The organism is Methylobacterium sp. EM32, assembly GCF_040593685.1.
In the GTDB taxonomy this organism is placed as follows: Bacteria; Pseudomonadota; Alphaproteobacteria; order Rhizobiales; family Beijerinckiaceae; genus Methylobacterium.
On the sequence record NZ_JBEXZS010000011.1, the window covers coordinates 1 to 24,763 of the forward strand.

Here is a 24,763-nt window from a genome sequence, read left to right on the forward strand (position 1 = left end):
ACCGGCGCGGGCGGGGGGGCGGCGAGCTTCTGCTCCAGGGCGTGGGCCAGCACCTTCTTCATCGCGCCCGGCAGCGGCTCGGCGTCGAGGCCGGCGCGCGGCGTGAAGCGCATGCCGTCGGGCGCCGGGGTCCCGGCGGCGACCCGGGCGAGGAAGACCGTCAGTTCGAGCGGGAAATGCGTGAAGACGTGGCGCACGAGGCCGGGCAGCCGCTTCCAGCGCGCGTCGAGCGGCGCGTCGAGGAGCGCCTGCGCCGGGTCGTAATCGGCGCGCCATTCGCTCGTCGGCGGCTCGGCCATGGCGCCGAGCAGGCCCTCCGGCGGCCGGGTGCGCAGCAGCACCGCGTCGTCGCCGGCCCGCAGGACCACGAAGGCGGCGCCGCGGCGGAGCGCCCCGGCCACCTTCTTCACCTTGCGCGGAAACGTCTCCTGCAGCCCCTCGGCCCGGGCGCGGCAGGGCCGCATCCAGGGGCAGAGCGCGCAGGCCGGCCGCTTCGGGGTGCAGAGCGTGGCGCCGAGATCCATCACCGCCTGCGCGAAGTCGCCCGGGCGCTCTTGCGGCACCATCTCTTCCGCGAGGCGGCGGATCTCGGGCCGCGCAGCCGGGATCGGGGTCTCGATCGCGTAGAGCCGCGACACCACCCGCTCGACATTGCCGTCCACCGCCGCCGCCGGCCGGTCGAAGGCGATCGCCGCGATGGCGCCCGCCGTGTAGGCGCCAATGCCGGGCAGCTTGCGCAGGCCCTCGACCGTGTCGGGAAAGCCGCCGGCTTCCGCCACCGCCTTCGCGCAGGCATGCAGGTTGCGGGCGCGGGAATAGTAGCCCAAGCCCGCCCATGCCCCCATCACGGCGTCTTCCGGCGCCGCCGCCAGGGCCTCGACGGTCGGGAAGCGCTCCAGAAAGCGGGCGAAATAGGGTTTGACCGCAGCGACGGTTGTCTGCTGCAGCATGATCTCGGACAGCCAGACCCGGTACGGGTCGGGCGCGACGCCGGGCAGCGCGCGCCAGGGCAGCGCGCGGCGATGGCGGTCGTACCAGACCAGGAGGTCGGCGGCTTCCGGCCTTGAGTGCGACGCGGCGGGCGCTACCATGCGGCCCGCCTTAGCGGGTTTTCCGCCGCGGCGGGAGCGGGATTTCGGCGATCGCCGCCGCCGCGCACGGCTCTCGACGGGGCGGGCCCGAGGGTTAAGTGTTCCCTTACACGAAGGCTCTAGCTGTCGAGGCATCACGCCGGACGCGGCGACCCTGATCGAGGACGGACGGGCATGGCGCGGCCCAAACCCCTGAGCGAGCTGATCGAGCGGTCCCTCGGCCCCGTCTTCGCGGCGCAGGGCTTCGCCTCGACCGACATCCTGGCCTCCTGGTCCGAGATCGTCGGCGAGCGACTCGCCCGGGCCTGCCAGCCGGAGAAGCTCGAATGGTCGCGCCGGCGCGGGGCGTCGCGCGAGCAGCGGCCGGAGCCCGGCACCCTGACGGTGCGGGTCGAGGGCGCCTTCGCCCTCGAGCTCCAGCACCTCGTGCCTCTGGTGATCGAGCGCATCAACCGCCATTACGGCTGGGCCTGCGTCGGCAAGATCCGCCTGCGCCAGGATCGGGTCGCCCAGGCGCATCGGCGGAAGGCCGCCCCCCCGCCCCTCGACCCGGTGCGCCGCGGCGAAGTGGCGCTCGCGGTCTCGACCGTGAGCGAGGCGGCGCTCCGCGACGCCCTCGACCGCCTCGGCCTCGCGGTATTGGGCGCGCAGCGCTCGCGCTGATCCGCATCGTCGGCGGGCGTGCAGCCCGCCGCAAGCCCGACCGGGCGCCGGCACCCCTGTGCCGGACGCCGCCGCGGCACGCGGCGGCACCAACGACAGAAGCGTCGCGGGCTGTTGATGCCTCGGCGGCTTGCCACGAGGCGGCCGGGATTCTACCGCACTCGAACCGCGGACCCTCCCGCAACCGCCCACGAGGACGCCTGCCATGCTCACCCGTCGCGAGGCCCTGACACTCACCGGCTCGGCCCTCGGCGCGGCTCTGCTCGCGCCGGCCCTGCCGCTCTCCGCCCTTGCTCAGGGCCCGGTGATCGACGGCCTGATGCAGCCCGGCCCGCTCGGCGACGTCTGGCTCGGGCCGGACAACGCTCGCTGCACCATCATCGAATACGCCTCGATGACCTGCTCGCACTGCGCCGCCTTCCACAAGACGACCTGGCCGACGCTCAAGGAGCGCTGGATCGACACCGGCAAGGTCCGCTTCACCCTGCGCGAGTTCCCCCTCGACCCGCTCGCCACCGCGGCCTTCATGCTGGCCCGCTCCGACAACGCGGCGCGCTACTACCCGATCACCGACATGCTGTTCGACCAGCAGGCGAACTGGGCCTTCGTCCCGAAGCCCCTCGACGCCCTGGAGCAGATGATGCGCCAGGCCGGTTTCTCGAAGGAGAAGTTCGAGGCCACCCTCAAGGACCAGAAGCTCTACGACGGCGTCAACGCCGTGAAGGAGAAGGCGATGACCACCTTCAAGGTCAACGCCACGCCGACCTTCTTCATCAACGGACAGAAGTACCAGGGCGAGATGACGATCGACGGCATGGAGAAGGTGATCAAGCCGATCGTGGGGGCGTAACGCGCTTCCTTATATCAGGCGGCTCCAAGTAAGGCGCAGGCTTGTCCTCTCTCCGCAGTCGCAGAGCTGTCGGGGAAACGAAAGAGCGCAGGTTTTCCCCTCCCCCCTCTGCGGGGGAGGGTGCCCTACGGCGAGTGCGAAGCACTCGTGCGTAGGCCGGGAGAGGGGCAGCGCGACGGTGCCGGATGTGGCGCCCTTCATCGAGTGCGCGACCTCTTCGGAAGCGGCGTCCCCTCTCCCGCCCCCCGCTGACGCAGGGGCCACCCTCCCCCGTCCCAAGTCGGGCATGCCCGACTTGGGCACGTAAATGCGGAACTCGGGCAAGCCCGAGGTCCGTGGGGGAAGGAAAAACCGAGCCATTCTTTCTCCCCGGTCAGCCCTGCTGCCCGCAGGGAGAGGAGAGACCCGCACCACAGCCCCCGCGCACCGCGTCCCCCATGAAATTCACGCGCCTGCGCATCGTCGGCTTCAAGACCTTCGTCGAGCCAAGCGAGTTCCTGATCGAGCCCGGCCTGACCGGGGTGATCGGGCCGAACGGCTGCGGCAAGTCGAACCTCGTCGAGGCCCTGCGCTGGGTGATGGGGGAGAGCTCGCACAAGAGCATGCGGGCGTCCGGCATGGACGACGTGATCTTCTCGGGCTCCGGCGGGCGGTCCGGGCGCAGCCACGCCGAGGTCACCCTCACCCTCGACAACGGCGCCCGTACCGCGCCCGCCGCCTTCAACGCCGCCGACCTGCTGGAGGTCTCGCGCCGCATCGACCGGGGCGCCGGCTCGACCTACCGGGTCAACGGCCGCGAGGTCCGGGCCCGCGACGTCCAGCTGATGTTCGCCGATGCGGCGACCGGTGCGCGCTCCCCCGCCATGGTGCGCCAGGGCCAGGTGGCCGAGCTGATTGCCGCGAAGCCCCAGGCGCGCCGGCGCATCCTGGAGGATGCCGCCGGCATCGGCGGCCTGCACGCCCGCCGGCACGAGGCGGAGCTGCGCCTGCGGGCGGCGGAGGACAACCTGTCGCGCGTCGAGGACGTGCTGACGGCGATCACCGCCGGCGTCGAGTCGCTGCGCCGCCAGGCCCGCTCGGCCCAGCGCTACCGCGCCATCGCCGCGGAGATCCGCCGGCACGAGGCGTTGCTCCTGCTGATCGGACACACGAATGCCCGCCGCGAGGTTCTGGCGTCGGAGGCAGCCCTGGCCCAGGCCCTCGACCGCTTGAGCCGCGCGCAAGCCGAGCAGGAAGAGTCGGCGACCGCGCAGGGGATCGCCGCCGCTGCCTTGCCGCGCCTGCGCGAGGCGGAGGGCGCCGCTTCGGCCGAGGTGCAGCGCCTGATGCTGGCGGGGGCGCAGCTCGAGGCGCAGGAGCGCCGCAGCGCCGAGCGCCTGCGCGATCTCGGACGGAGGATCGCCGACTTGCGCCGCGACCTCGCCCGCGAGGCCGCCTCCCGGGACGACGCGCGCACGACCCTGGCGCGCCTGGACGGCGAGGCGGCGGCCCTGGACGCGGCCGAGGACGGGAGGACCGCGCGCGAGGAGGCCGCCGCGCGGGAGGCCGCCGCGGAGCGAGACCTCGCCCTCGCGGAAGGAGCGCTCGCCGCTGCGCAGGGCGCCCAGGCCGAGCACGCGGCGCGGCGCGGCGCCCTGATCCGCGCCGCCGCCGACGAGCGCGCCCGGGCGGCGCGGCTCGCCGGCGAGCAGGCCCGCCTCGCCCGCGAGGCCGCGGCGGCGGGAGAGGCCGGGGCGGAAAGGCTCGCCGCCTTGCGCGGGGCCTACGACGAGGCAAGGGAGGTGGCCGAGGACGCCGAGGCGGCGGCGGCCGCCGCCCGCGACGCGGTGGCCGAGGCGCGCGAGGCCGAGGCGCGGGGCCGGCCGGTCCTGGCGGCGGCGGAGCGCGAGGCGGCGCGGCTCGACACCGAGGCCCGTACCCTCGCCCGCCTGGTGGCGCCGGGCGCGGAGTCCCACTTTCCGCCGGTCCTCGACGCGCTCACGGTCGAGCCGGGCTACGAGGCGGCCCTGGCGGCGGCGCTCGGCGACGACCTGGAGGCCGCCCTCGACCCGCAGGCCCCGACCCACTGGGCGATGCCGCCCGATCCCGGCACCGATCCGGCCCTGCCGGCCGGCGCCAGCCCGCTCGCCGAGCGGGTCGCCGGCCCGGCGGCCCTCGCCCGCCGCCTGCGGCAGGTCGGCGTGGTGGAGCCGACGGAGGCGGCGGCGTTGCGCGAGCGCCTGCATCCGGGCCAGCGCCTCGTCACGCGGCGGGGCGACCTCCATCGCTGGGACGGCCTCACCGCGGCGGCGGAAGCGCCGCGGCCGGCGGCGCGGCGGCTGTCCGAACGCAACCGGCTCGAATCGTTGAGCGAGGCCGCGGCCGAGGCCCGGGAGCGGGCGGAGGCCGCACGGGAGGCCCACGACGCGCTCCAGGCCCAGGCGGAGGCCGCGGCGGAGGCCGAAATCCGCGCCGTCGAGGGCGTCCGCCTCGCCCGCCGCACCCTCGATGGCGCCCGCGAGAATCTGGCCCAGGCCGAGCGCCGGGAGGCCGAGGCCGTCGCCCGCCGGACCGCCCTCGCCGAGGGCGAGGCGCGCCTCGCCCTCGACGCGGAGGAGGCCGCCGCCCGGATCGAGGCCGCCGAGGAGGCACTGAGTGCCCTCGACGAACCGGAAGATCTCGCCGCCCGCCTCGACGAGGCCCGCGCCCTCGCCGAGGCGCGGCGGCTGTCCGCCGCCGAGGCCCGGGCCGCCCGCCTGTCGCTGACCCGCGCCGCCGAAGAGGCCGCCGCCCGCCGCGCGGCGCTGGCCGCCGACCGGGCGCGCTGGCAGGAGCGGGCCGAGCGGGCCGACGCCGTGCTGGAGGAGTTCGAGGACCGCCTCGCGGCGGCGGAGGAGGAGCAGGCTGAGCTCGCCGAGGCGCCCGAGAGCTTCGCGGAGGAACGCCGCCGCCTGACCGCCGCGACGGAGGCCGCGGACGCCGCCCGCGCGCAGGCCGGCGAGCGCCTGAATGCGGGGGAACGGATCCTGGCCGAGGCCGAGGCCCGGGCGCGGAATGCCCTCGATGCCTTCGCCTCGGCCCGCGAGACCCGGGCCGCGGCGACGGCCGCCCACGAGGCCTTGACGCGGCGCCTCGCCGAGGTGGTCCGCGCCATCGCCGATGGCCTGGAGACCACGCCGGAGGGCCTCTATGGTCTCGCCGACGTCACGCCCGGCGATCCCCTGCCGGAGGGTGGCGCCGTCGAGGCGAAGGCCGCGGCCTTGCGGGCCGACCGCGACCGGCTCGGCGCCGTGAACCTGCGGGCCGAAGAGGAGCTGCGCGAGACGGAAGGGCGGCGCGACGAGTTGGGCCGCGAGCGCGACGAGCTGATCGAGGCGATCCGGCGCCTGCGCGGCGCGATCCAGAGCCTCAACCGCGAGGGGCGCGAGCGGCTGCTCGCCGCCTTCACGGCGGTGAACGGGCATTTCGAGCGGCTGTTCACGACCCTGTTCGGCGGCGGCACCGCCGAGCTGACCCTGGTCGATTCCGACGACCCGCTGGAGGCGGGCCTCGACATCCTGGCCCGTCCCCCGGGCAAGAAGCCACAGACCATGACGCTCCTGTCGGGCGGCGAGCAGGCGCTCACCGCCACCGCCCTGATCTTCGCGGTGTTCCTGACCAACCCGTCGCCGGTCTGCGTCCTCGACGAGGTCGACGCCCCCCTCGACGACGCCAATGTCGAGCGCTACTGCGACCTGCTCGCCGCGATGGCGCGCGACACCGACACCCGCTTCCTCGTCATCACCCACAACCCGATCACCATGGCGCGGATGGACCGGCTGTTCGGCGTGACCATGGCCGAGCGGGGGGTGTCGCAGCTCGTCTCGGTCGATCTCGCGACCGCGGAGCGGCTGGCCGAGACGGTTTGACGGCGCACCCGCGTGCGGTGCGGAATCCGTCGAAAGTCCAATGACTTAACGCCTATTCGGGGTGCCTTGACACCCAAGGTGGGCGAAACTATGGTGCGCCCGCTCGACGGGGGTAGCCGGACCGGATCTCCTCATCCTTCACGCGCGAGGTTTCGCCATGAGCGGCAACGACCCGCGGGGGAAGGACGGCACCGGTGAGGGCTCCTCCCCCGACGACGACCTCTCCGCGAGGCTCAAGCGTCTCGAGATGCAGATCGACCGGAAGCGCCCCGCGGCGTCTCCCGATCTTTCTGCGCGTCAAGGCAGCGGCCAGCCCTCGTCCCTCGGCATCGCCATGCGGCTGTCCACGGAATTCGTGGCCGGCGTCCTGGCGGGCGGCCTACTCGGCTGGGGCTTCGATCGTCTCCTGGGCACCAAGCCCTGGGGCCTGATCGTCCTGCTCGTCCTGGGCTTCGCGGCCGGAATCTACAACGTGATGCGCGTTTCCGGATTTTTTCCGGCCGCGGACACGAAGAAAGGCCCGCCAGGGTCTTGATCATCCGGTGGATGCCGTGCATCCGCCTGCACGGATTGGCAGCGCGGCGGGAGAAACCCGCGGCAGCGACACACGAGGGGGCGGGACCGGCATGGCCGTCAAGATGGATCCGATCCACCAGTTCGAGCTGAAGCCGCTGGTTTCGTTCGGGCATATCGGCCACCAGAACATCGCCTTCACCCAGTCGGCGCTGTACATGTTCCTGGCCGTGGGGCTCATCGCGCTCCTGACGATCTGGGCCACGAAGAGCCGCGCGGTGGTGCCGGGCCGGGCGCAGTCCCTGGCCGAGGTGTTCTACGAGTTCATCGGCCAGACGGTGCACCAGTCGGCCGGCCACGGCAGCGAGCGCTTCGTGCCGCTGGTGTTCTCCCTGTTCATGTTCGTGCTGCTGCTGAACCTGTTCGGGATGATCCCCTACGCCTTCGCGGTGACCAGCCACATCATCGTCACCTTCATGCTGGCGCTGGTGGTGATCCTCACCGTGGTGATCTACGGCTTCATGGCCCACGGCACCCACTTCCTCGGCCTGTTCGTGCCCCCCGGCGTGCCCGGCTGGCTCAAGCCGCTGATCGTGATGATCGAGGTCGTGTCGTTCATCTCCCGGCCGATCAGCCTCTCGGTCCGTCTCTTCGCCAACGTGCTGGCGGGCCACATCGCGCTGAAGATCTTCGCGGGCTTCGTCCCGGCCCTCCTCGCCGCCGGCGTCTGGGGCATCCTCTCTCCCCTGCCCCTCGCCCTCTCGGTCGCCGTCACGGCCCTCGAGATGCTGGTCGCGGTGCTGCAGGCCTACGTCTTCGCGACGCTGACCTCGATCTACCTCAGCGACGCCCTGCATCCGGGCCACTAAGGCGGCGGGGCCGTCACACGGCCCCCAAGCCTCCGCCCGCGATCAGACTCCCAGAGCTTCCCACCCCGGTTCGCCGTGTCGCGGCCGGATACCACCCGCCAGACGACTAGACGACCTTAGGAGCATCAGATGGATCCCGTTGCTGCGAAGTACATCGGCGCCGGCCTCGCCTGCCTCGGCATGGCGGGCGCCGCCGTGGGCCTCGGCAACCTGTTCGGCCAGTTCTTCGCCGGCGCCCTGCGCAACCCCTCCGCGGCCGACAGCCAGCGCCCGAACCTGCTCCTCGGCTTCGCGCTGACCGAGGCGCTGGGCATCTTCTCGCTGCTCGTCGCGCTGCTGCTGCTGTTCGCCGTCTGATTTCGGCGAGGATTGCCTGACAAGAGGTGGTCCACCCCGCGCACCGGGCTTCACACGAGGCTCCGGTGCGCGTGCGTTAGGGGCACCTGATACCACTTCGTGCAGCCGCCGCTCCTGCTGAGGCGCGGTGGCCAGAGAGCGTCACGATCGCGTTGCAATCGCGAAGCTCTCTAGGCTTCTGGTTTTGCCGCATTTTCTTCGACGAACCGGTATCCACTTCGTCGGAAAATGCTCTAGACGGCCGGCCCGGCCGAGCGCTCGGCGGGAGCGCTTCGTCTCCCCCACACCCGGACGACACCATGGCGCAGCCACATGCACCCGCCCCCCTGAAGGAGGGGCTGATTCACGAGCCGGCCTCCGAGCATGGCGGCGGCTTTCCGCCGTTCGAGAGCAGCACCTTCGTCGCGCAGATCCTCTGGCTCGCGCTCGCCTTCGGCCTGCTCTACTACCTGATGTCGAAGATCGCGCTGCCGCAGATCGCCGGCATCCTGCACGACCGGCAGACCCGGCTCTCCGGCGACCTCGACCAGGCCGCCCGCGCCAAGTCCGAGGCCGACGGCGCCCGCGACACCTACGAGCGCGCCCTCAAGGACGCCCAGTCCAAGGCCAAGGGCATCGCCCAGACCACCCGCGAGCAGCTCGCCGCCGAGGCCGAGACGCGCCGCAAGTCCCTCGAGGCCGACCTGGCGGTGAAGCTCGCCGAGGCCGAGACCCAGATCCGCACCCGCACCGCGACCGCGATGGGCAGCGTGCGCGAGGTGGCCGCCGACGCCGCGACCGCGATCGTCGAGCGCCTGACCGGCCAGGCGCCGGACCGCGCCGCCGTCGAGGCGGCCTACGACCGCACCGCCGAGACCGTGCACTGAGCCGCAGGAGATCAACGACATGCTGTTCGATGCGGAATTCTGGGTCGCGGTCGCCTTCGTGGTGTTCTGCGGCATCGCCTGGAAAGCGGGCGTGTTCGACCAGATCATCGGCGGGCTCGACAAGCGCGGCGCCCGCGTGCGCAAGGAGCTCGAGGAGGCCCGCCGCCTGCGCGAGGAGGCCGAGGCCGTCCTGGCGGATTACAAGCGCCGCCGCTCGGACGCCGAGCGCGAGGCCGCCGAGATCGTCGCCAATGCCCGTGCGGAGGCCGAGGCCGCCGCCGCCGAGGGTCATGCCCGCCTGAACGAGTTCGTCGCCCGCCGCACCAAGGCGGCGGAGACCAAGATCGCCCAGGCCGAGGCCCAGGCCGCCGCCGAGGTGCGGGCCGCCGCGGCGGAAGCCGCCGTGCGGGTCTCCGAGACGATCCTGCGGGAGAAGGTCAGCGGCGACGCCGCCCAGGATCTGGTCCGCCGCAGCCTCGGCGAGGTGCGGACCCGCCTGCGGGCCTGATTCCCTGCGACAATCCGGCAACACGACCTGAGAGCCGCCTTCGGGCGGCTTTCTTATTGGGCGAAAGCGAAAGCCCATTTTCGTCATGCCGCAAAGTTTTCAGGTGCGGTCCCAGGAATTAATTCGAGATATAACGGCAATCTTGCTTCCCGGCGGCGCTGAAGATGCGCGGGTTTTACATGTTTGTCACAAGAGGATCGCCGGCCGCCATTTTCTGTGGCATAGAAGCGAACGAATCGCCGCCGAGCCCGTGATGACCGTCTACTATTTCCATTTCCAATCAGGTCGACGCCTGATCATCGACCCCGAGGGAGTCGAGCTGCGAAGCGCGGCCGATGCGCTGGAAGTGGCGGCGAAGCTCGCGGCGGGCCTGCTCGACGATCGCGAGGTCGCCTGCGACTGGAGGCGCAGCGCCTTCCGTGTCGAGGACCAGCACCAGCGCCCCGTCTTCCGCCTGCCGATGACGACCGTGCGGGCCCGGGAGAACCGCAGCCGGGCGCTGCTGAATTGAACATTGTTCCGCGGGCTGCTTGAGGCGTATCGTCCGAGGATCGCCACCGCGCCTGACATGTCACGAAGCCCAAGAGGACCGGCGATGCCCGATCTCGACACGCTCCTGACCTACACCGCCGTGGTGCTCGGCCTCTTCCTCATTCCCGGCCCCGCCGTGCTACTCGTGCTGGCCCGCGCCTCTGTCGGCGGTCGGCGCGTCGGAATCGCGACTGGTCTGGGGATCGCGGCAGGCGATCTCCTGCACACGGCGATGGCAACGATCGGCTTGTCCGCGGTGCTGATGACCTCGGCCCTGGCATTCAGCCTCGTGAAATATGCCGGCGCCGCCTACCTGATCTATCTCGGTTTTCGCGCGCTGTTCGAGCGCAGCGGAGATCTCCGTCTCGGCTCCGCTCGGCTGGTCGATGCTCGGCTCGCCTTCCGGCAGGCGGTGCTGGCCGAGGTGCTGAATCCCAAGACGGCGCTCTTCTTCCTCGCTTTCCTGCCGCAATTCGTCCATCCCGAGCAGGGATCCGTCGCTGTTCAGCTCGTCGTGCTCGGGCTCGTCTTCGTCGTCATGAGCGCCGTCTATACGGTGCTGATCGCGTTTGCCGCCGGACGCGTCGCCGACTGGCTCGCGCGTCACCGCCGCATCGGTCGCTGGCAGGGCCGGGTCATCGGCGCGATCTATCTGGGGCTCGGCATCCGGCTGGCCCTGCAAGAACGGTAATCCTGGCTTCCTTGGCCGAAGCGCCGGATTTCCCGGCCCGATGCGATCGGGCCGGTACCGGCGATGGCTCACAGCCGGTAGCGGATCTGGTCGGTCCAGAAGCGCTCGAGCCGGGCCAGCGCCGTGTTGAGGCGGCCGAAATCGTCCTCGGAGATGCCGCCGATCGGCTGGATCGTCTTGGCGTGCTTGTCGTAGAGCCCGCGGACGATCTCGTGCACCTCGCGGCCCTTGTCGGTGAGGCTGATGCGCACCGAGCGACGGTCGGTCTTCGAGCGGGCGTGGTGCAGGTAGCCGGTCTCGACCAGCTTCTTGACGTTGTACGAGACGTTCGAGCCGAGATAGTAGCCGCGGGTGCGCAGCTCGCTCGCGGTCAGCTCCTTGTCGCCGATGTTGTAGAGCAGCAGCGCCTGGACGCTGTTGACGTCCTCGCGGCCGCGGCGCTCGAACTCGTCCTTGATCACGTCGAGGAGGCGGCGGTGCAGGCGCTCCACCAGGTGGAGGGCCTCGAGGTAGTGGGGGCGCACCGCGGTCTCGGTCTCGGGAGCGGAGATCGTCTGCGCCACCTTCGTCGCCTGGGTCTTCATCGGAACGCCTCACTCTGTCCGGGGGTGCTCGGCGGTGTCGTCCCGCTCCGCTTATGAGTTCAAATTAGGCGCGCCCCGTGAATGTGAGTTTAAACGACAGGATAAATTCTCGATTTACCTCTGTCGGTAAACCGAAGATGAACCTAATCGTTCACTTTCGAGAAAGGTTGAGGATCAGCGTAGTTCGCGTGAGGCCAGCCAGGAGACCGTGAAGTAGACCAGGATGATCATGCTGTCGAAGGCGAGGCTCGGAATCGACATCGGCAGCAGCTGCGGGGTGAGCAGGGCGAGCACGATCGCCGAGGTGGCGGCGAGCAGCCAGACCACCCCGCCCCAGGCGGTGGCGAGCCACAGGCCCACCGCCGCCAGCAGGTTGATGACCCCGAAATAGACGATCACCGCCTGCCGGCCGATCGGCGCGGTCTCGAACGGCGCGGCGTTGGGGCGGGCGCCCAGGATCTCGGCCCAGGCGCTCAGGCCCTTGACCATCCAGACCACCGCCACGACCCGCATCAGCCAGACCAGCACCACGTCCCAGCGCGTCTCGGGCCGCGGCGCCCGGCGCTCGATGCGGTCGGCCGTCTCCTCGAGCCCCGACCGCCGGGGACCGCCCCGGACCTTGCTCAAGCTGCGCATGGCCTAAGTGAAGCTCGGCTCGCCGGGCATCGGCGCGAAATGGGCCTCGATGTCATCGAGCCGCACCGCCTCCAGGGTGGTGGGCCGCCAGTCCGGCTTCCCGTCGCGGTCGATCAAGACCGAGCGCACGCCCTCGTAGAAGTCGTGCCCGCGCAGGATCCGGCACAGGATGCGGTATTCGAGCTGCATCGCCTCCGGGAAGGCCAGGGAGGCGCCGCGGCGCATCTGGGCGAGCGCCAGGACGAGGCTGGTCGGCGAGCGGGTGCGGATCGTCGCGGCGGATTTTTGCGCGAAGTCGGACCCGGCGGCGTCGAGCCGCGCCAGCACCTCAGGCACGCTGTCGGCCGAGAAGCAGGTTTCGATCAGCGCCCGCTCGGCATGGAGCGGGCCGGGGGCCGGCGCGTCGTGGTGGCCGATCGCCTGCTCGACCGGGCCGCCCTCGCTCAGCGCGTCGCGGATCGCGTCGAAGCGCGCGGCGGGTGCGGCATGGGTGCCGAGCCCGAAGGCCAGCACATCGCCCTGGCCGATCCGCTCGCCGGTGAGCGCGAGATAGGTGCCGACGAAGCCAGGCAGCCGCGGCAGGGCGTAGGTGGCGCCGACATCCGGAAAGAATCCGATGCCGGTCTCGGGCATGGCGAAGGCCGTGCGCTCCGCCGCGACCCGGTGCGAGCCGTGCAGCGACACGCCGACGCCGCCGCCCATCACGATCCCGTCGATCAGCGCGATGTAGGGCTTCGGATAGCGCTGGATCAGGGCGTTGAGTTCGTATTCCTCGCGGAAGAAGGTCTGGGCTTCCTCGAATTTCCCGGCGCTCCCCTCCTCGTGGATGCGGCGGATGTCGCCGCCGGCGCAGAAGGCGCGCTCGCCGGCGCCCTGCACCACCACACGGGTCACGGCAGGGTCCGCCGCCCAGGCATCGAGGGCGGCGCGCATGGCGCGCACCATCTCGAGGGTGAGGGCGTTGAGGGCCTTCGGCCGGTTGAGGGTGATGAGTCCGGCGGCACCCCGCCGCTCGCACAGAACCGCGCCGTCCGCCGTCACGCCCGCGTCGCTCATGATGCACCCTCCCGGTTCGTGCACTCACGACCCTCCCGATCACCGTCGTCGCTGGCTGTAGCGACGTCGGAGCCGCGGGAGTTTCGTGGGAGACACTTAATGGCGGTTAACCGGGCGCGAGCCGCCGCGTCAACGGTACGAGGCGACGCGAAACCCTGCCATGCACCTCCGCCCGGGTTCTGGCGCCGCCCGGTTTGTGCTACCTCCGGATTGGACGAATTCGATGATAACAGGCCCGGCGCGAAGGCGGGCCGCGAGGAGGCCCGATCCCGGATGTCGCAGATCCAGCCGATGCCCCGGCCGCTGGCCCGGGAAGCCGCCCGGACCGAGCCGGCCTCCCTCGGGCTCACCCAGCGCCCGCGGCGCAACCGCAAGGCCGAGTGGTCGCGCCGCCTGGTGCGCGAGACCACGCTGACGGTCGACGACCTGATCTGGCCGATCTTCCTGATCGAGGGCGAGAACCGGCGCGTGCCGGTCGCCTCGATGCCGGGTGTCGAGCGCCTGACCGTCGACGAGGCGGTGCGGGCGGCCGAGCGCGCCGCATCCTTGCGCATCCCGGCGATCTCGTTCTTCCCCTTCGTCGAGCCGTCCCTGCGCGACGCAACGGGCTCCGAGGCATTGAACCGCAACAACCTGGTCTGCCGCGCCGTGCGGGCGGTGAAGAAGGCGGTGCCGGAGATCGGCGTCATCACCGACGTCGCCCTCGATCCCTATACCAGCCACGGCCATGACGGCCTCCTGGAGGACGGGGTGATCGTCAACGACGAGACGGTGGCGCTCCTCGTCGAGCAGAGCCTGATCCAGGCCGAGGCCGGCACCGACGTCATCGCCCCCTCGGACATGATGGACGGGCGGGTCGGCGCGATCCGGGCCGGGCTCGACCGGGCCGGCCACCGCGACGTGCAGATCATGACCTACGCGGCGAAGTACGCCAGCGCCTTCTACGGTCCGTTCCGCGACGCGATCGGCACCAACGCCACGCTGGTCGGCGACAAGCTCACCTACCAGATGGATGCCGGCAACACCGACGAGGCCCTGCGCGAGGTCGCCCTCGACCTCGACGAGGGCGCCGATTCGGTGATGGTGAAGCCGGGCATGCCGTATCTCGACGTGATCCGTCGGGTGAAGGAGAACTTTTCCGTCCCCACCTTCGCCTACCAGGTCTCCGGCGAGTACGCGATGATCGCGGCGGCGGCCCAGAACGGCTGGCTCGACGGCGAGCGCGCCATGATGGAGAGCCTCGCCGCCTTCAAGCGCGCCGGGGCCGACGGCGTCTTCACCTACTTCGCCCCGCGGGTCGCCGAGCGGCTGCGGCAAGGGTGAATGCGGCAAGGGTGAACCTGAGACGACGGGCGAGGTTCGCGGGCCTCGCCGCCCTCCCGGGCCTTGCTCTCCTGGGCCTCGGCGCCTGCGCGGGCACGCCCGATGCCGAGCAGGCCCGGATCTGCCGGCGCGCCCTGCCGACCCTGGTGCCGGCGGGCGCCCGCGTGGCGGTGTTGCGCGAGGCCGCCGGGCCGCAGGAGCGCAGCATCCGCATCGACTTCTCGCAGGAGCGCGAGGGCCGCAGCCCGCTGCCGCGCTACGCGGTCTGCGAGTTCTCCGGGATGAGCCGCACCGACCTCTCAGGCCTGACGAGCGACCGCGGCCCGGTCGGCGGCGCGGCGCTCTACCTGCTCAAGCACTACTACCTCGACACGCCGGACGCGGCGCTCGCCGAGCCGGGGGCGGGCTGACGCGGCCCCGCGCGGGCTCTACAGTGAGGGCGCCCGGAGAGTCGCGCTTGAGCCAGCCCTACGCCATCACCCCGGACGACGTCGTCCGGGCCGCCCACACCATCCGCGGCCACGTGCTGCGCACGCCGCTAGTGCCGGCGCCGCGCCTGTCGGAGCTGACCGGGGCGCGGGTCCTCGTCAAGCACGAGAACATGCAGGCGACCGGCGCCTTCAAGGAGCGCGGCGCGGTCAACCGACTGAGCGCCCTCTCGGCCTCCGAGCGCCGCCGCGGCGTGGTGGCGATGTCGGCCGGCAACCACGCCCAGGCGGTGGCCTACCACGCGCGGCGCCTCGGCATCCCGGCCACCATCGTGATGCCGGCGACGACCCCGCTGGTGAAGGTCGAGAACACCCGCGCCCACGGCGCCACGGTTGTCCTGGAGGGCGAGACCCTGGTCGAGTCGGCGGCGGCGGTCGACCGGCTGGTCGAGGCGCACGGCTTCGTGCTGGTCCACCCCTACGACGATCCCCTGGTGATGGCCGGCCAGGGCACCATCGCCCTCGAGATGCTGGAGGACGCGCCCGACCTCGACTGCCTGGTCGTGCCGATCGGCGGCGGCGGGCTGATGAGCGGCATCGCGATCGGGGCGAGCCTGCGGCCGCGGGTGGCGCTCTATGGGGTCGAGGCCGCGCTCTACCCCTCCTTCCTCAACGCCATCGACGGGCAGGAGCGGCCGATCGGCGGCCCGACGCTGGCCGAGGGCATCGCCGTCAAGACCGTCGGCCGCCTGACCCTGCCGATCATCCGCGACCTCGTGCGCGAGATCATCCTTGTCGACGAGCCGCAGATCGAGCGGGCGGTGCACGACTACGCTACGCTCCAACGCAGCCTCGCCGAGGGCGCCGGCGCCGCCGGCCTCGCGGCCCTGCTGGCCCGGCCCGACCTGTTTTCCGGCCGCACCGTGGGCCTGGTGCTCTGCGGCGGCAACATCGACGCGCGGCTGCTCGCCTCGGTGATGGTGCGCGAACTGGAGCGCGAGGACCGCATCATCTCGTTCCGGATGACCGCGAGCGACCGGCCCGGCGTGCTCGGCCGGGTGGCCGGGCGGCTGGGAGAGCTGGGCGCCAACATCCTGGAGGTCTCGCACGGCCGGCTCCACCTCGACGTGCCGGCGAAAAGCGTCTCGATCGACGTGACGATCGAGACGCGCGGACCCGGCCACACCGCCGAGATCCTCGACACGCTGAGCCGTGAGGGATTGGAGCCGCGGCGGATCGGGCCGCACGGGAATGCGGCGGCCGGGAGCTGACCCCGGCGCGCCTCGTCGGAGGGCCATGATCACCGCGTCTGCTCCCGCGTCAGCAGCGTACGGTCCGGCGCGGCCTCCTGCTTGTCCTGGTACAGGGGCACGATCGCCCGCAGCCAGGCCCGCGTGTCGCGGCCGCCGTAATTGCGCTCGATCACGTCGCGGGTGACGAAGGCCTGGAGGTTCACCGGGCCGAAATTGTACCCGACCAGCCCGCCGACCGCGACCTGCCCCTGCGAGCGATAGCGGGCGACGCCCGTCGGCAGATCGGTCGAGCCGAAGGCGACCGCGCCGAGCTGCCACTTGCCGAAGTTGCGGGTCGCCGTCAGGTCGAGGTTCATGTAGTCGGGATAGGTCGCGACGCCCGGGGGCGGCCGGTCGCCGAGGAAGTGGCCGTAGAACAGGTGCGCGGTCACGTTCCAGTCGTTGCCGACGTAGCTGAGCGCGAAGCGGTGCGTCAGCGACGAGGTCTGCGTCGTGAAGCCGGTCCTGCTGGGTAAATAGCCGCCGAGCAGGTAGCTGAAGCCGACGTCGCCGCCGAGATCCCAGGCGAGCTGGGCGGCGAGCAGCGGCTGGCCGACGCCGCTCTGCCAAGCGCTGTCCTGCGGACCGACCGCCGAGTAGGGCAGGCCGGCGAAGAGCTGCAGCCGGCCGCCGGCGATGTCCCACGGCGTCGCCCAGGCGAGCGTCGTCGTGTTGACGTTGAGCGGCGTCACCCCCGGGCTGGTCTGGCGGACGCCGAAATTCGTGGCGGTGATCCAGTAGAGGCCGTGCGGGATCTGCGCACCGACCGGCAGCCCGACCGACTGCCCGGGCTGGGCGGCGGAGCCGGCCTCGGCCGGGCCGGATAGTCCCAAAGCGAGGCCGGCGGCGACGAGCGCCCGCCGGAGCGGGAAGCGGAACTTCGCACCGGCCGGCTCACCCCTGTGGGCCGCCGCGCGGACAGCGCGGCTGCCGTCCCTCCGCAGCACGTCAGCGAGAGCGACACTCCGGCCCTCGTCCCGTACCCATTGCCGAGATTCTCGATAAGACGATGTCGAATGCCAAAACTTCGAATACCAAGACTTCGAGCGGAAGGACTTCGGACACGTCTTCCCCAACGCGCTTCTCCCCATGTCTCGGCTGTCGCGCTTGCGGCCTGATTGTCGTGACGAGACGCCCGGCGGCTCCCATCCGGCGCCGCCGGGACGCGGCGGGTCAGCGCCGCCCCGGCTGGACCGCCCAGGCCGGCACGCCGGCGCCGCGCGGGAGAAGGCGCGTCGCCGGATCGGCCATCATCGGCGCGCCGAGCAGCTGTCCGGTGCCGTGCGCCTGCGAATGGGTGGAGCGCGGGTCGTGATAGGGGTGATGGACGTAGCTGCTCATATGCGCGCCGCCCGCCGGCATTCGTCCGCCCCCGCCGCCATCGGCCTGGGCCGCGCCCGCGAGAAGCGGCAGGGCCAGGGTGGCGGCGATCAGGGTGGTGACTGCGCGTGTCGTCATCGATCCATCCTCGATCCGGGGCCCGGTTCCTGCTCGGAGGAGCCGGCCTGTTTCCATATCGAGAGCCTGAAATACTATGAAAATGATTGATGTGCGCACGCGCACATCAAGTATATCACAGATTAATCCCGCAAACTCTACAGCAATGTGCGTAGCGGCACGTGCCGATCCGGATCTCGATCCGATCCGGGATGACGCAGATGCGAGACTGACCGATGCGAGCTGTCGCAACGACGACACCCTTGAGCCGGAGCGCGCCCGCGCCCACCTTATCCGGGCGGGCGAACAGGCGGAGACGGACGCGATGGCAAATTCCTGGCAAGGCGGACCCTATGGTGGGCCGTATCAGGGCAATCCCTACCAGCAGGGCACGATCCCCCCGGGCGGACCGGGCTGGGCCGGGCCGCCAGTGCTGGTGGCGCACGGCTCGCTGTCGCGGCGCTTCATCGCCTACCTGCTCGACATCCTGTTCATCTTCGGCTTCAGCTGCCTCTTGTGGCTGGCGATCTCGCTTCTCGGGGTCATCACCTTCGGGGTCGGCTGGGCGCTCTACGCGATCCTGCCGGCGAGCGGCATCCTCTACAGCGCGATCACCGTCGGCGGTCCGCGCCAGAGCACGCTGGGCATGCGGATGATGGGCCTGCGGGCGGTGCGGGCGACCACCGGCGGGCCGATCGACTGGATCACCGCAGGCGTGCACGCGTTGCTGTTCTACGTCGCGCTGTCGACCTTCCTGCTCTGGGTGCTCGATATCGGCATCGGCGTGCTGCGGGCCGACCGGCGCATGGGCCACGACCTCGTCCTCGACCTCGCGGTCGTCCACGAGGCGTGAGGGGCGCGAGAGCGCACCCTAGAGCTGCAACCTTCGGCCCCCGTCGCGCTTAATTGTCAGGATTCTTCGTCGGCGCGGCCTGCCCCTGTTGAGGCAGGCCGCGCCGGTGCTATCCTGCTCTTCCCGGCGCCGCGCCGGTCCCTGCCTGCGAGAACACCGAAGCGTGACCAGCCATCCGCGGGACGCACCGCAGTTCTACCTCACGGCGCCCTCGCCGTGCCCCTACCTGCCCGGGCAGCAGGAGCGGAAGGTCTTCACGCATCTCGTCGGCCGGCGCGCCCGCGACCTCAACGAGATCCTGACCCAGGGCGGCTTTCGCCGCTCGCAGACCATCGCCTACCGGCCGGCCTGCGAGACCTGCCGCGCCTGCATCTCGGTGCGGGTGGTGGTCGACGACTTCTCGCCTAGCGACAGTCAGCGCCGGGTGCTGAAGCGCAACCGCGACCTCGTCGGCCAGGCCCAGGCCAATCGCCCGGCCTCGGAGCAGTACGCGCTGTTTCGCCGCTACCTCGACGCGCGCCACGGCGACGGCGGCATGGTCGACATGACGGTGCTCGACTACGCCATGATGGTCGAGGACAGCCACGTCGAGACCCACCTCGTGGTCTACCGCAAGCGCGGGCCCGACACGGCGATCAACGGCCGCGGCACCGGTGCGCCGGTCGCCGTCTGCCTCACCGACGTGCTCTCCGACGGGCTGTCGATGGTCTATTCCTTCTACGATCCAGTGGAGGCCGAGCGCTCGCTCGGCACCTTCATGATCCTTGACCACATCGAGCGCGCCCGCAGCCTCGGCCTGCCCTACCTCTACCTGGGCTATTGGGTCGAGGGCTCGCGCAAGATGCAATACAAGGCAAAGTTCACCCCCCAGGAGCGGCTGATGCCGAACGGCTGGGCCCGGGTGGAGGAAGCCTGACGCGGCCCAGCCCCGAAAGAGTGTCGCGGCCGGGCCACAGGCCGGCCGCGTCATCTTTTCGGCATCGTAACCCGTTCGTCGCAAGCTTGACCGGACCGGTCCCGGCCTGCCCCATTGTGGCCCAAAAGCGGCGCGGCGACGCCGCAGGGGCTCGGGGGAAGCGACATGACAACGGGTTTCGGACGCCTGCGGCGGGCGGGCATGGCGGCTTTGCTCCTCGCCGGCACGGCTCTGGCGAGTGCGCAAGGTGCGGCCGCGCAGGGGGTGACCGGGCTCACGGTCTTCGGCGACAGCTACGCCGATACCGGCAACGTCGTGCGCCTCACCGGCCGACCCCTCGGCTTTCCCTACGTGAACGGCCGCTACTCCAATGGCGCCAACTTCGTCGACGGCCTGCAGGCGATCTACGGCCTGCCCGATTCCGCCGTGACCAACTACGCCGTCGGCGGCGCCCAGACCGGCACCGGCAATGTCGGCTCAAGCCTGCTGCCGGGCCTGACGCAGGAGGTGGCGGCGTTCCTGGCGAGCGGGCAGCGCCTCGGCCCCGGCAACCTCGTGGCGATCAACATCGGCGGCAATGACGGCATCGCGGCGACGCTCGCCGGCCTCACCCCGGCCCAGGCTCCGCTCCTCGGCCGGGCCTCGGCGGCGAATGCCGTCGGCAGCGTCGGCCAGCTCGTCGGCGCGGGCGCCGGCACGATCGTGTTCAACGGCTTCACCACGCTCAATGGCCTCCCGCGGGTGGCCGCCTCGGGCAACGCCGCCTCGGGCGACCTGTTCGCCCGCTCCTACTTCGACGGGCTGCAGGCCGGCCTCGCGCCCTATGCGGCCGCCGGCACCCGGATTGTCCTCCTCGACAACGGCCAGATCTTCCAGCGCATCATCGCCGAACCGGGCCGCTACGGATTCGCGAACACCAGCACGCCCTGCGCCCTCGTCGCCGCCTGCGCCACCGCCCCGAAGGCGGTGCAGAACACCTTCCTGTCCCTCGACGGGGTGCACCTGACCGAGGGCGGCTACCTCGTCCTGTCGCGCTACATGGCGAACGCGCTCGCGGCGCCGAACGGCATCGCCGCCCAGGCCGAGCTCGGCCAGATCGGCACGACGAGCTTCGCCGGCGCCCTGCTCCAGCGCCTCGACGCCTACCGGCTCTTCGCCCCCCTGCCCGGCGAGGCGACGGGCGCCCTGAGCACCACCGGCGTCGCGCCGCTCGGCGCCACGCCGAGCCCGCTGATCGTGTGGGGCCAGGGCGGCTACGCCGGCGGCAGCCGGGCGACCCGGGGCTTTGCCACCGGCTACGACTACGACAGCCCGAGCGGCACGATCGGGATCGAGGCGACGCCCACCCCGGGCGTGCGCTTCGGCGTCGCCTTCAACTACGCCAACCCGCACGCGAACCTCCGCGGCGGCGTCGGCACGATCGACGTCGACAGCTACGGCTTCGCCGCCTACGGCTCGTTCACCGGAACCAACCTGTTCGCCGACGCGGTCCTGGCCTATGGCCGCCACGACTATTCCGTGACCCGGCCCGGCGTGATCGACCCGCTGAACGGCGCGACCGGTGGCGACAGCGTCGCGGTGGCGGCGAAGGCGGGCTACCTGTTCGATATCGTCGGGCCGGTGCGCCTCGGGCCGATCGTCGGCCTCACTTACGCCACCACCCGGGTCGGCGCTTATACCGAGCGGGGCGACCCGGTGCTGACGCAGGCCGTCGGCGCCACCGGGCTCGAGTCGCTCGTCGGCCGCGCCGGCCTGCAGCTGCGCGCCGCGCCCTTCAGCCTCGTCGGCCTGCCGGTGCGGGCCTTCGTCAACGTCACCGCCGAGCACGAATTTTTGGACGGCGGCCGCACGCTGGTGACCTCCTTCACCTCGACCCCGCTCCTGCCGATCCTGACCCCACTGGGTCGCGGGACGCGCGGCACCTACGGCCTCGTCGAGGCGGGGCTGTCCGCCGACGTGACGCCGGGGGTGAGCCTGACCTTGACCGGGGGTACCACCTTCGCCCGGACGGGTGGGGACGGGTATGCGGTGAATGGCGGACTCACCATGCGGTTTTAGACCGTCCCGATCCCGGTGACGGGCATCCGCCCCACCGATCGACGCTGCCCGGGGCCGGGATGCGATCGCGCCCCGGTGAACCCGGACGCGGCGGACCGCCCCGGTCTTTCGCTGAAGGGCAGTCCCTCCCCTTCCTTGCCTTCTCGGTCCGCATCCCATAGCCGTCGCGGCATCCCAACCCCGCCCTTCATGCAGGAGCCCCGACGATGATCCCCCGCTACAGCCGGCCCGAGATGACGGCGATCTGGTCGCCGGAGACGCGTTTCCGGATCTGGTTCGAGATCGAGGCCCATGCCACCACGGCTCTGGCCGAGCTCGGCGTCGTGCCGAAGGAGGCCGCCGCCAAGGTGTGGGAGAAGGGCCGCGACGCGGTGTTCGACGTCGCGCGGATCGACGAGATCGAGCGCGTCACCAAGCACGACGTGATCGCGTTCCTGACCCACCTCGCCGAGATCGTCGGGCCCGAGGCGCGCTTCGTCCACCAGGGCATGACCTCGTCGGACGTGCTCGACACCTGCCTCAACGTGCAGCTCGTCCGCGCCGCGGACCTGCTCATCGCCGACATCGACGGGCTGCTCGCTGCGCTCAAGCGCCGGGCATTCGAGCACAAGCTCACCCCGACCATCGGCCGTTCGCACGGCATCCACGCCGAGCCGGTCACCTTCGGGCTCAAGCTCGCCCAGGCCTATGCCGAGTTCGAGCGCGCCCGGGCCCGTCTGGTCGCGGCCCGCGCCGAGGTCGCGACCTGTGCCATCTCGGGCGCGGTCGGCACCTTCGCCAACATCGACCCGCGGGTCGAGGAATACGTCGCCGAGAAGATGGGGCTGGTCCCGGAGCCGGTCTCGACGCAGGTCATCCCGCGCGACCGCCACGCGATGTTCTTCGCCGTGCTCGGCGTCGTCGCCTCGTCGATCGAGCGGCTGGCGATCGAGGTGCGCCACCTGCAGCGCACCGAGGTGCTGGAGGCGGAGGAATACTTCTCCGAGGGCCAGAAGGGCTCCTCTGCGATGCCGCACAAGCGCAACCCGGTGCTGACCGAGAACCTGACGGGTCTCGCCCGCATGGTGCGGTCCTACGCCCTGCCGGCGATGGAGAACGTGGCGCTCTGGCACGAGCGCGACATCTCGCACTCCTCGGTCGAGCGGATGATCGGCCCGGACGCCACCGTCACCCTCGACTTCGCGCTCGCCCGCCTCACCGGCGTGGTCGACAAGCTGCTGGTCTATCCCGAGCAGATGCAGCGCAACCTCGACCGGCTCGGCGGCCTCGTCCACTCGCAAAGGGTGCTGCTGGCGCTGACGCAGGCCGGCGTGTCGCGCGAGGACGCCTACCGGCTGGTCCAACGCAACGCGATGCCGGTCTGGCGCGGCGAGGGCGACTTCCTCACCCTGCTCCAGGCCGATCGTGAGGTGACCGCGGCGCTCAAGCCCGAGGCGATCGCCGAGTGCTTCGACCTCGGCTACCACCTCAAGCACGTCGACACGATCTTCCGGCGGGTGTTCGGGTCGGAGAAGTAGGCGAAGGGGTCGGGCGCCCCTGGGCGCCCGGCCACGCTATGCTGAGATATTGAGTGCTTGGCGCGCCTGCTCCCGCGCCCGCCGCGACGGCCTGATGCCGTTGACGTGGGACTGCCTCACGGAGTTGGAGGCATTTCTGTAGCGAGCGAATCAGATGGCGATAGGGCGACGGACGACCTCGCGCGCCTGTATCGATTCTGATACATTCGATGCGTGAAACCGATCTCCTTCCTCGGCGACAGTCGTAGCGTCCTTCAACGCTTCCCAGACGCCGCGCGTTATCAAGCGGGAGTCGAGTTGCGGGCGGTACAGAGAGGGCTGCATCCGAACGACTGGAAGCCCATGCGGACGGTCGGCCCGGGAGTCAGGGAGATCCGCATCAGGGAAATGTCCGGCGCTTTCAGGATCATCTACTTGGCGACCTTACCGGACTGCGTGCTGGTGCTGCACGCATTTCAAAAGAAGACCCAGCAGACGTCTCGCACCGACATAGAACTGGCGGCCAAGCGGCTCAGGGATTGGCAGGCACGACATGACGAATGAGACATTCGCGAACGTCTTCGACGCCCTGACCGACGATCCGGTGGAGGCCGCGAACATGACTGCGCGAGCGGACCTGCTGCTCCAGATCCGCGAGCGGATCCGGAGCTGGGATCTACCCCAGGAACAGGCCGCAGCCAGATTGCACCTGACCCGCCCGCGGCTCAACGATCTGATGCGCGGCAAGCTCGACAAGTTCTCGCTCGACGCGCTGGTCAACATCGCGACCGCCGCGGGCTTCGTCCTGCGCATCCACCTGGAGGATGCCGCCTGACGGCAGCGTCAGACCCGCGCCCGCGGGTCGTGCCGCCCCAGCCGCTCCAGCAAGAAATCCACCTCGGCCTTCGCCGTCGCCGACAGGCCGGCCCCCGGCTTGCGCTGGGCGTCCGAGGCCAGGATGCCGCGGCGCATCATCACGTATTTGCGCACCGCCAGCCCCAGGCCCGGCTGCTGCTCGTAGCGCAGGAGCGGCAGGTGGGCGTCGAAGATGTCGTGGGCGCGCTCGCGCTCGCCGGCGCCTGAGAGCCGCACCACGTCGACCAGCATCTCCGGGAAGGCATAGCCGGTATTGGCGCCGTCCGCCCCGCGCTCGCACTCGAAGTCGAGGAAGAGGCCGCCATTGCCGCACAGGATCGAGATCGGCCGCAGCGAGCCGTCGCGCTGGAAGGCGCGGAGCGCCGAGATCTTTTCCAGCCCCGGCCAGTCCTCGTGCTTGAGCATGACGCAGTTCGGGTTGTCGGTGACGATGCGGCGGATGACGGCCGGCGTCATCACCACGCTCAAGGTCAGCGGATAGTCCTGGATCACGAACGGCACGTCGGGCCCGATCACCTCGGCGGCCTGGGCGTAGTAGCCGACGATCTGGTCGTCGGTGCGCAGGGACGGCGGCGGGGCGATCATCACGGCCGCCGCACCCGCATCCATCACCGCGCGGGTGAGCGAACCCATCGCGGCGAAGCCCGGGGCCGAGACGCCGATGACGACCGGCAGCTTCGTGCGCCGGATCACCCGCGAGGCCAGCGCCACGGCTTCCGCGCCGTCGAGCTTGGGCGCCTCGCCCATGATGCCGAGCACGGTGAGGCCTGTGGCGCCGATCTCGCCGTAGAAATCGGTCATCCGGTCGACCGAGGCCTCGTCGATGCGGCCGTCCGGGTGGAACGGGGTCGGGGCGATGGGGAAGACGCCCTTCGCGTCGGAGGTGAGCCGCATGTCGTTTCCTCTCGTGTTCGCCGGACGATAGGTCTTAGGCGCGGCCAAGCGCAACCGCCGCGCGCACACGGCTCATGCGGGGCGGGGC

At 71.2% G+C, this 24,763-nt stretch carries 26 protein-coding genes; 19 read left to right on the forward strand and 7 right to left on the reverse strand.

Going from position 1 to position 24,763, the window contains the following annotated elements:
- Positions 1-1,091, reverse strand: a 1,091-nt coding sequence (mutY, locus tag ABZT49_RS02485) for an A/G-specific adenine glycosylase (RefSeq protein ID WP_355282586.1), incomplete at its 3' end; no start/stop codon positions are given.
- Between the two features lie 174 nt (positions 1,092-1,265).
- Here mutY and ABZT49_RS02490 point away from each other — a divergent pair.
- The 10 genes from ABZT49_RS02490 to ABZT49_RS02535 all read left to right on the forward strand — a co-directional run bounded on the left by ABZT49_RS02490 (position 1,266) and on the right by ABZT49_RS02535 (position 10,826).
- On the forward strand, positions 1,266-1,754 hold the full coding sequence (locus tag ABZT49_RS02490) for a DciA family protein (protein ID WP_355282589.1): 489 nt from the start codon (positions 1,266-1,268) through the stop codon (positions 1,752-1,754).
- Positions 1,755-1,959: 205 nt separating this feature from the next.
- Complete coding sequence (locus tag ABZT49_RS02495) at positions 1,960-2,604, forward strand: thioredoxin domain-containing protein (protein ID WP_355282592.1); 645 nt, start codon at positions 1,960-1,962, stop codon at positions 2,602-2,604.
- A 437-nt stretch (positions 2,605-3,041) separates the two neighbouring features.
- Positions 3,042-6,491 (forward strand): AAA family ATPase, encoded by a 3,450-nt coding sequence (locus ABZT49_RS02500; protein WP_355282595.1) that lies wholly within the window; start codon positions 3,042-3,044, stop codon positions 6,489-6,491.
- Between the two features lie 157 nt (positions 6,492-6,648).
- The gene (locus tag ABZT49_RS02505) at positions 6,649-7,026 is read left to right on the forward strand and encodes an AtpZ/AtpI family protein (protein WP_109973727.1); all 378 of its coding nucleotides are present in this window, start codon (positions 6,649-6,651) and stop codon (positions 7,024-7,026) included.
- Positions 7,027-7,117: 91 nt separating this feature from the next.
- Positions 7,118-7,873, forward strand: coding sequence for a F0F1 ATP synthase subunit A (locus ABZT49_RS02510; protein ID WP_093570111.1), 756 nt, complete (start codon positions 7,118-7,120; stop codon positions 7,871-7,873).
- Between the two features lie 129 nt (positions 7,874-8,002).
- The gene (locus tag ABZT49_RS02515) at positions 8,003-8,230 is read left to right on the forward strand and encodes a F0F1 ATP synthase subunit C (RefSeq protein WP_093570110.1); all 228 of its coding nucleotides are present in this window, start codon (positions 8,003-8,005) and stop codon (positions 8,228-8,230) included.
- A 299-nt stretch (positions 8,231-8,529) separates the two neighbouring features.
- Positions 8,530-9,096 (forward strand): F0F1 ATP synthase subunit B', encoded by a 567-nt coding sequence (locus tag ABZT49_RS02520; RefSeq protein WP_355282599.1) that lies wholly within the window; start codon positions 8,530-8,532, stop codon positions 9,094-9,096.
- Positions 9,097-9,118: 22 nt separating this feature from the next.
- Positions 9,119-9,604 carry an ATP F0F1 synthase subunit B gene (locus tag ABZT49_RS02525; protein WP_093570131.1) on the forward strand — a complete coding sequence of 162 codons (486 nt, stop codon included), beginning with the start codon at positions 9,119-9,121 and terminating at the stop codon, positions 9,602-9,604.
- A 253-nt stretch (positions 9,605-9,857) separates the two neighbouring features.
- Positions 9,858-10,115, forward strand: a complete 258-nt coding sequence (locus ABZT49_RS02530) for a DUF6894 family protein (protein ID WP_093570108.1) — start codon at positions 9,858-9,860, stop codon at positions 10,113-10,115.
- 84 nt (positions 10,116-10,199) lie between these two features.
- The gene (locus tag ABZT49_RS02535; RefSeq protein WP_355282602.1) at positions 10,200-10,826 is read left to right on the forward strand and encodes a LysE family translocator; all 627 of its coding nucleotides are present in this window, start codon (positions 10,200-10,202) and stop codon (positions 10,824-10,826) included.
- Positions 10,827-10,894: 68 nt separating this feature from the next.
- On the opposite strand, the gene ldtR is transcribed toward ABZT49_RS02535, so the two are convergent.
- The 3 genes from ldtR to ABZT49_RS02550 all read right to left on the reverse strand — a co-directional run bounded on the left by ldtR (position 10,895) and on the right by ABZT49_RS02550 (position 13,102).
- Complete coding sequence (gene ldtR, locus ABZT49_RS02540; RefSeq protein ID WP_093570107.1) at positions 10,895-11,410, reverse strand: transcriptional regulator LdtR; 516 nt, start codon at positions 11,408-11,410, stop codon at positions 10,895-10,897.
- A 174-nt stretch (positions 11,411-11,584) separates the two neighbouring features.
- Positions 11,585-12,046 carry a DUF6163 family protein gene (locus tag ABZT49_RS02545; protein WP_355282605.1) on the reverse strand — a complete coding sequence of 154 codons (462 nt, stop codon included), beginning with the start codon at positions 12,044-12,046 and terminating at the stop codon, positions 11,585-11,587.
- Positions 12,047-12,049: 3 nt separating this feature from the next.
- A complete protein-coding gene (locus tag ABZT49_RS02550) occupies positions 12,050-13,102 on the reverse strand; it encodes an enoyl-CoA hydratase/isomerase family protein (protein WP_355282607.1) in 1,053 nt (350 codons plus the stop codon).
- A 273-nt stretch (positions 13,103-13,375) separates the two neighbouring features.
- On the opposite strand from ABZT49_RS02550, the gene hemB reads away from it, so the two are divergent.
- Genes hemB through ABZT49_RS02565 form a run of 3 tightly spaced genes read left to right on the forward strand, consistent with a single transcriptional unit; the run spans position 13,376 to position 16,124 of the window.
- Entirely contained in the window at positions 13,376-14,425 is a 1,050-nt protein-coding gene (gene hemB / locus ABZT49_RS02555) for a porphobilinogen synthase (RefSeq protein WP_355282610.1), read from the forward strand.
- Positions 14,426-14,436: 11 nt separating this feature from the next.
- On the forward strand, positions 14,437-14,835 hold the full coding sequence (locus tag ABZT49_RS02560; RefSeq protein ID WP_355282613.1) for a hypothetical protein: 399 nt from the start codon (positions 14,437-14,439) through the stop codon (positions 14,833-14,835).
- Between the two features lie 47 nt (positions 14,836-14,882).
- Positions 14,883-16,124: a threonine ammonia-lyase gene (locus tag ABZT49_RS02565; RefSeq protein ID WP_355282616.1), complete on the forward strand. Its 1,242-nt coding sequence runs from the start codon at positions 14,883-14,885 to the stop codon at positions 16,122-16,124.
- A gap of 29 nt (positions 16,125-16,153) precedes the next feature.
- On the opposite strand, the gene ABZT49_RS02570 is transcribed toward ABZT49_RS02565, so the two are convergent.
- Positions 16,154-16,978: a transporter gene (locus tag ABZT49_RS02570; protein WP_355282660.1), complete on the reverse strand. Its 825-nt coding sequence runs from the start codon at positions 16,976-16,978 to the stop codon at positions 16,154-16,156.
- Positions 16,979-17,318: 340 nt separating this feature from the next.
- Complete coding sequence (locus tag ABZT49_RS02575; protein WP_355282619.1) at positions 17,319-17,603, reverse strand: hypothetical protein; 285 nt, start codon at positions 17,601-17,603, stop codon at positions 17,319-17,321.
- A gap of 304 nt (positions 17,604-17,907) precedes the next feature.
- Here ABZT49_RS02575 and ABZT49_RS02580 point away from each other — a divergent pair, with 304 nt between their 5' ends.
- The 6 genes from ABZT49_RS02580 to ABZT49_RS02605 all read left to right on the forward strand — a co-directional run bounded on the left by ABZT49_RS02580 (position 17,908) and on the right by ABZT49_RS02605 (position 23,740).
- Positions 17,908-18,435 carry an RDD family protein gene (locus tag ABZT49_RS02580; RefSeq protein ID WP_355282622.1) on the forward strand — a complete coding sequence of 176 codons (528 nt, stop codon included), beginning with the start codon at positions 17,908-17,910 and terminating at the stop codon, positions 18,433-18,435.
- A gap of 163 nt (positions 18,436-18,598) precedes the next feature.
- Positions 18,599-19,351 carry an arginyltransferase gene (locus ABZT49_RS02585; RefSeq protein ID WP_355282625.1) on the forward strand — a complete coding sequence of 251 codons (753 nt, stop codon included), beginning with the start codon at positions 18,599-18,601 and terminating at the stop codon, positions 19,349-19,351.
- Positions 19,352-19,516: 165 nt separating this feature from the next.
- Entirely contained in the window at positions 19,517-21,409 is a 1,893-nt protein-coding gene (locus ABZT49_RS02590) for an autotransporter domain-containing protein (protein ID WP_355282628.1), read from the forward strand.
- A 206-nt stretch (positions 21,410-21,615) separates the two neighbouring features.
- Positions 21,616-22,926, forward strand: coding sequence for an adenylosuccinate lyase (purB, locus tag ABZT49_RS02595; RefSeq protein ID WP_355282631.1), 1,311 nt, complete (start codon positions 21,616-21,618; stop codon positions 22,924-22,926).
- 213 nt (positions 22,927-23,139) lie between these two features.
- Positions 23,140-23,469, forward strand: coding sequence for a type II toxin-antitoxin system RelE/ParE family toxin (locus tag ABZT49_RS02600; RefSeq protein WP_355282634.1), 330 nt, complete (start codon positions 23,140-23,142; stop codon positions 23,467-23,469).
- A complete protein-coding gene (locus ABZT49_RS02605) occupies positions 23,459-23,740 on the forward strand; it encodes an XRE family transcriptional regulator (protein ID WP_355282636.1) in 282 nt (93 codons plus the stop codon). Before ABZT49_RS02600 ends, ABZT49_RS02605 begins: the two co-directional genes overlap by 11 nt.
- Positions 23,741-23,748: 8 nt before the next feature.
- Here ABZT49_RS02605 and ABZT49_RS02610 read toward each other — a convergent pair whose 3' ends face one another.
- A complete protein-coding gene (locus ABZT49_RS02610) occupies positions 23,749-24,675 on the reverse strand; it encodes a dihydrodipicolinate synthase family protein (protein ID WP_355282638.1) in 927 nt (308 codons plus the stop codon).
- Positions 24,676-24,763: the final 88 nt, after the last annotated feature.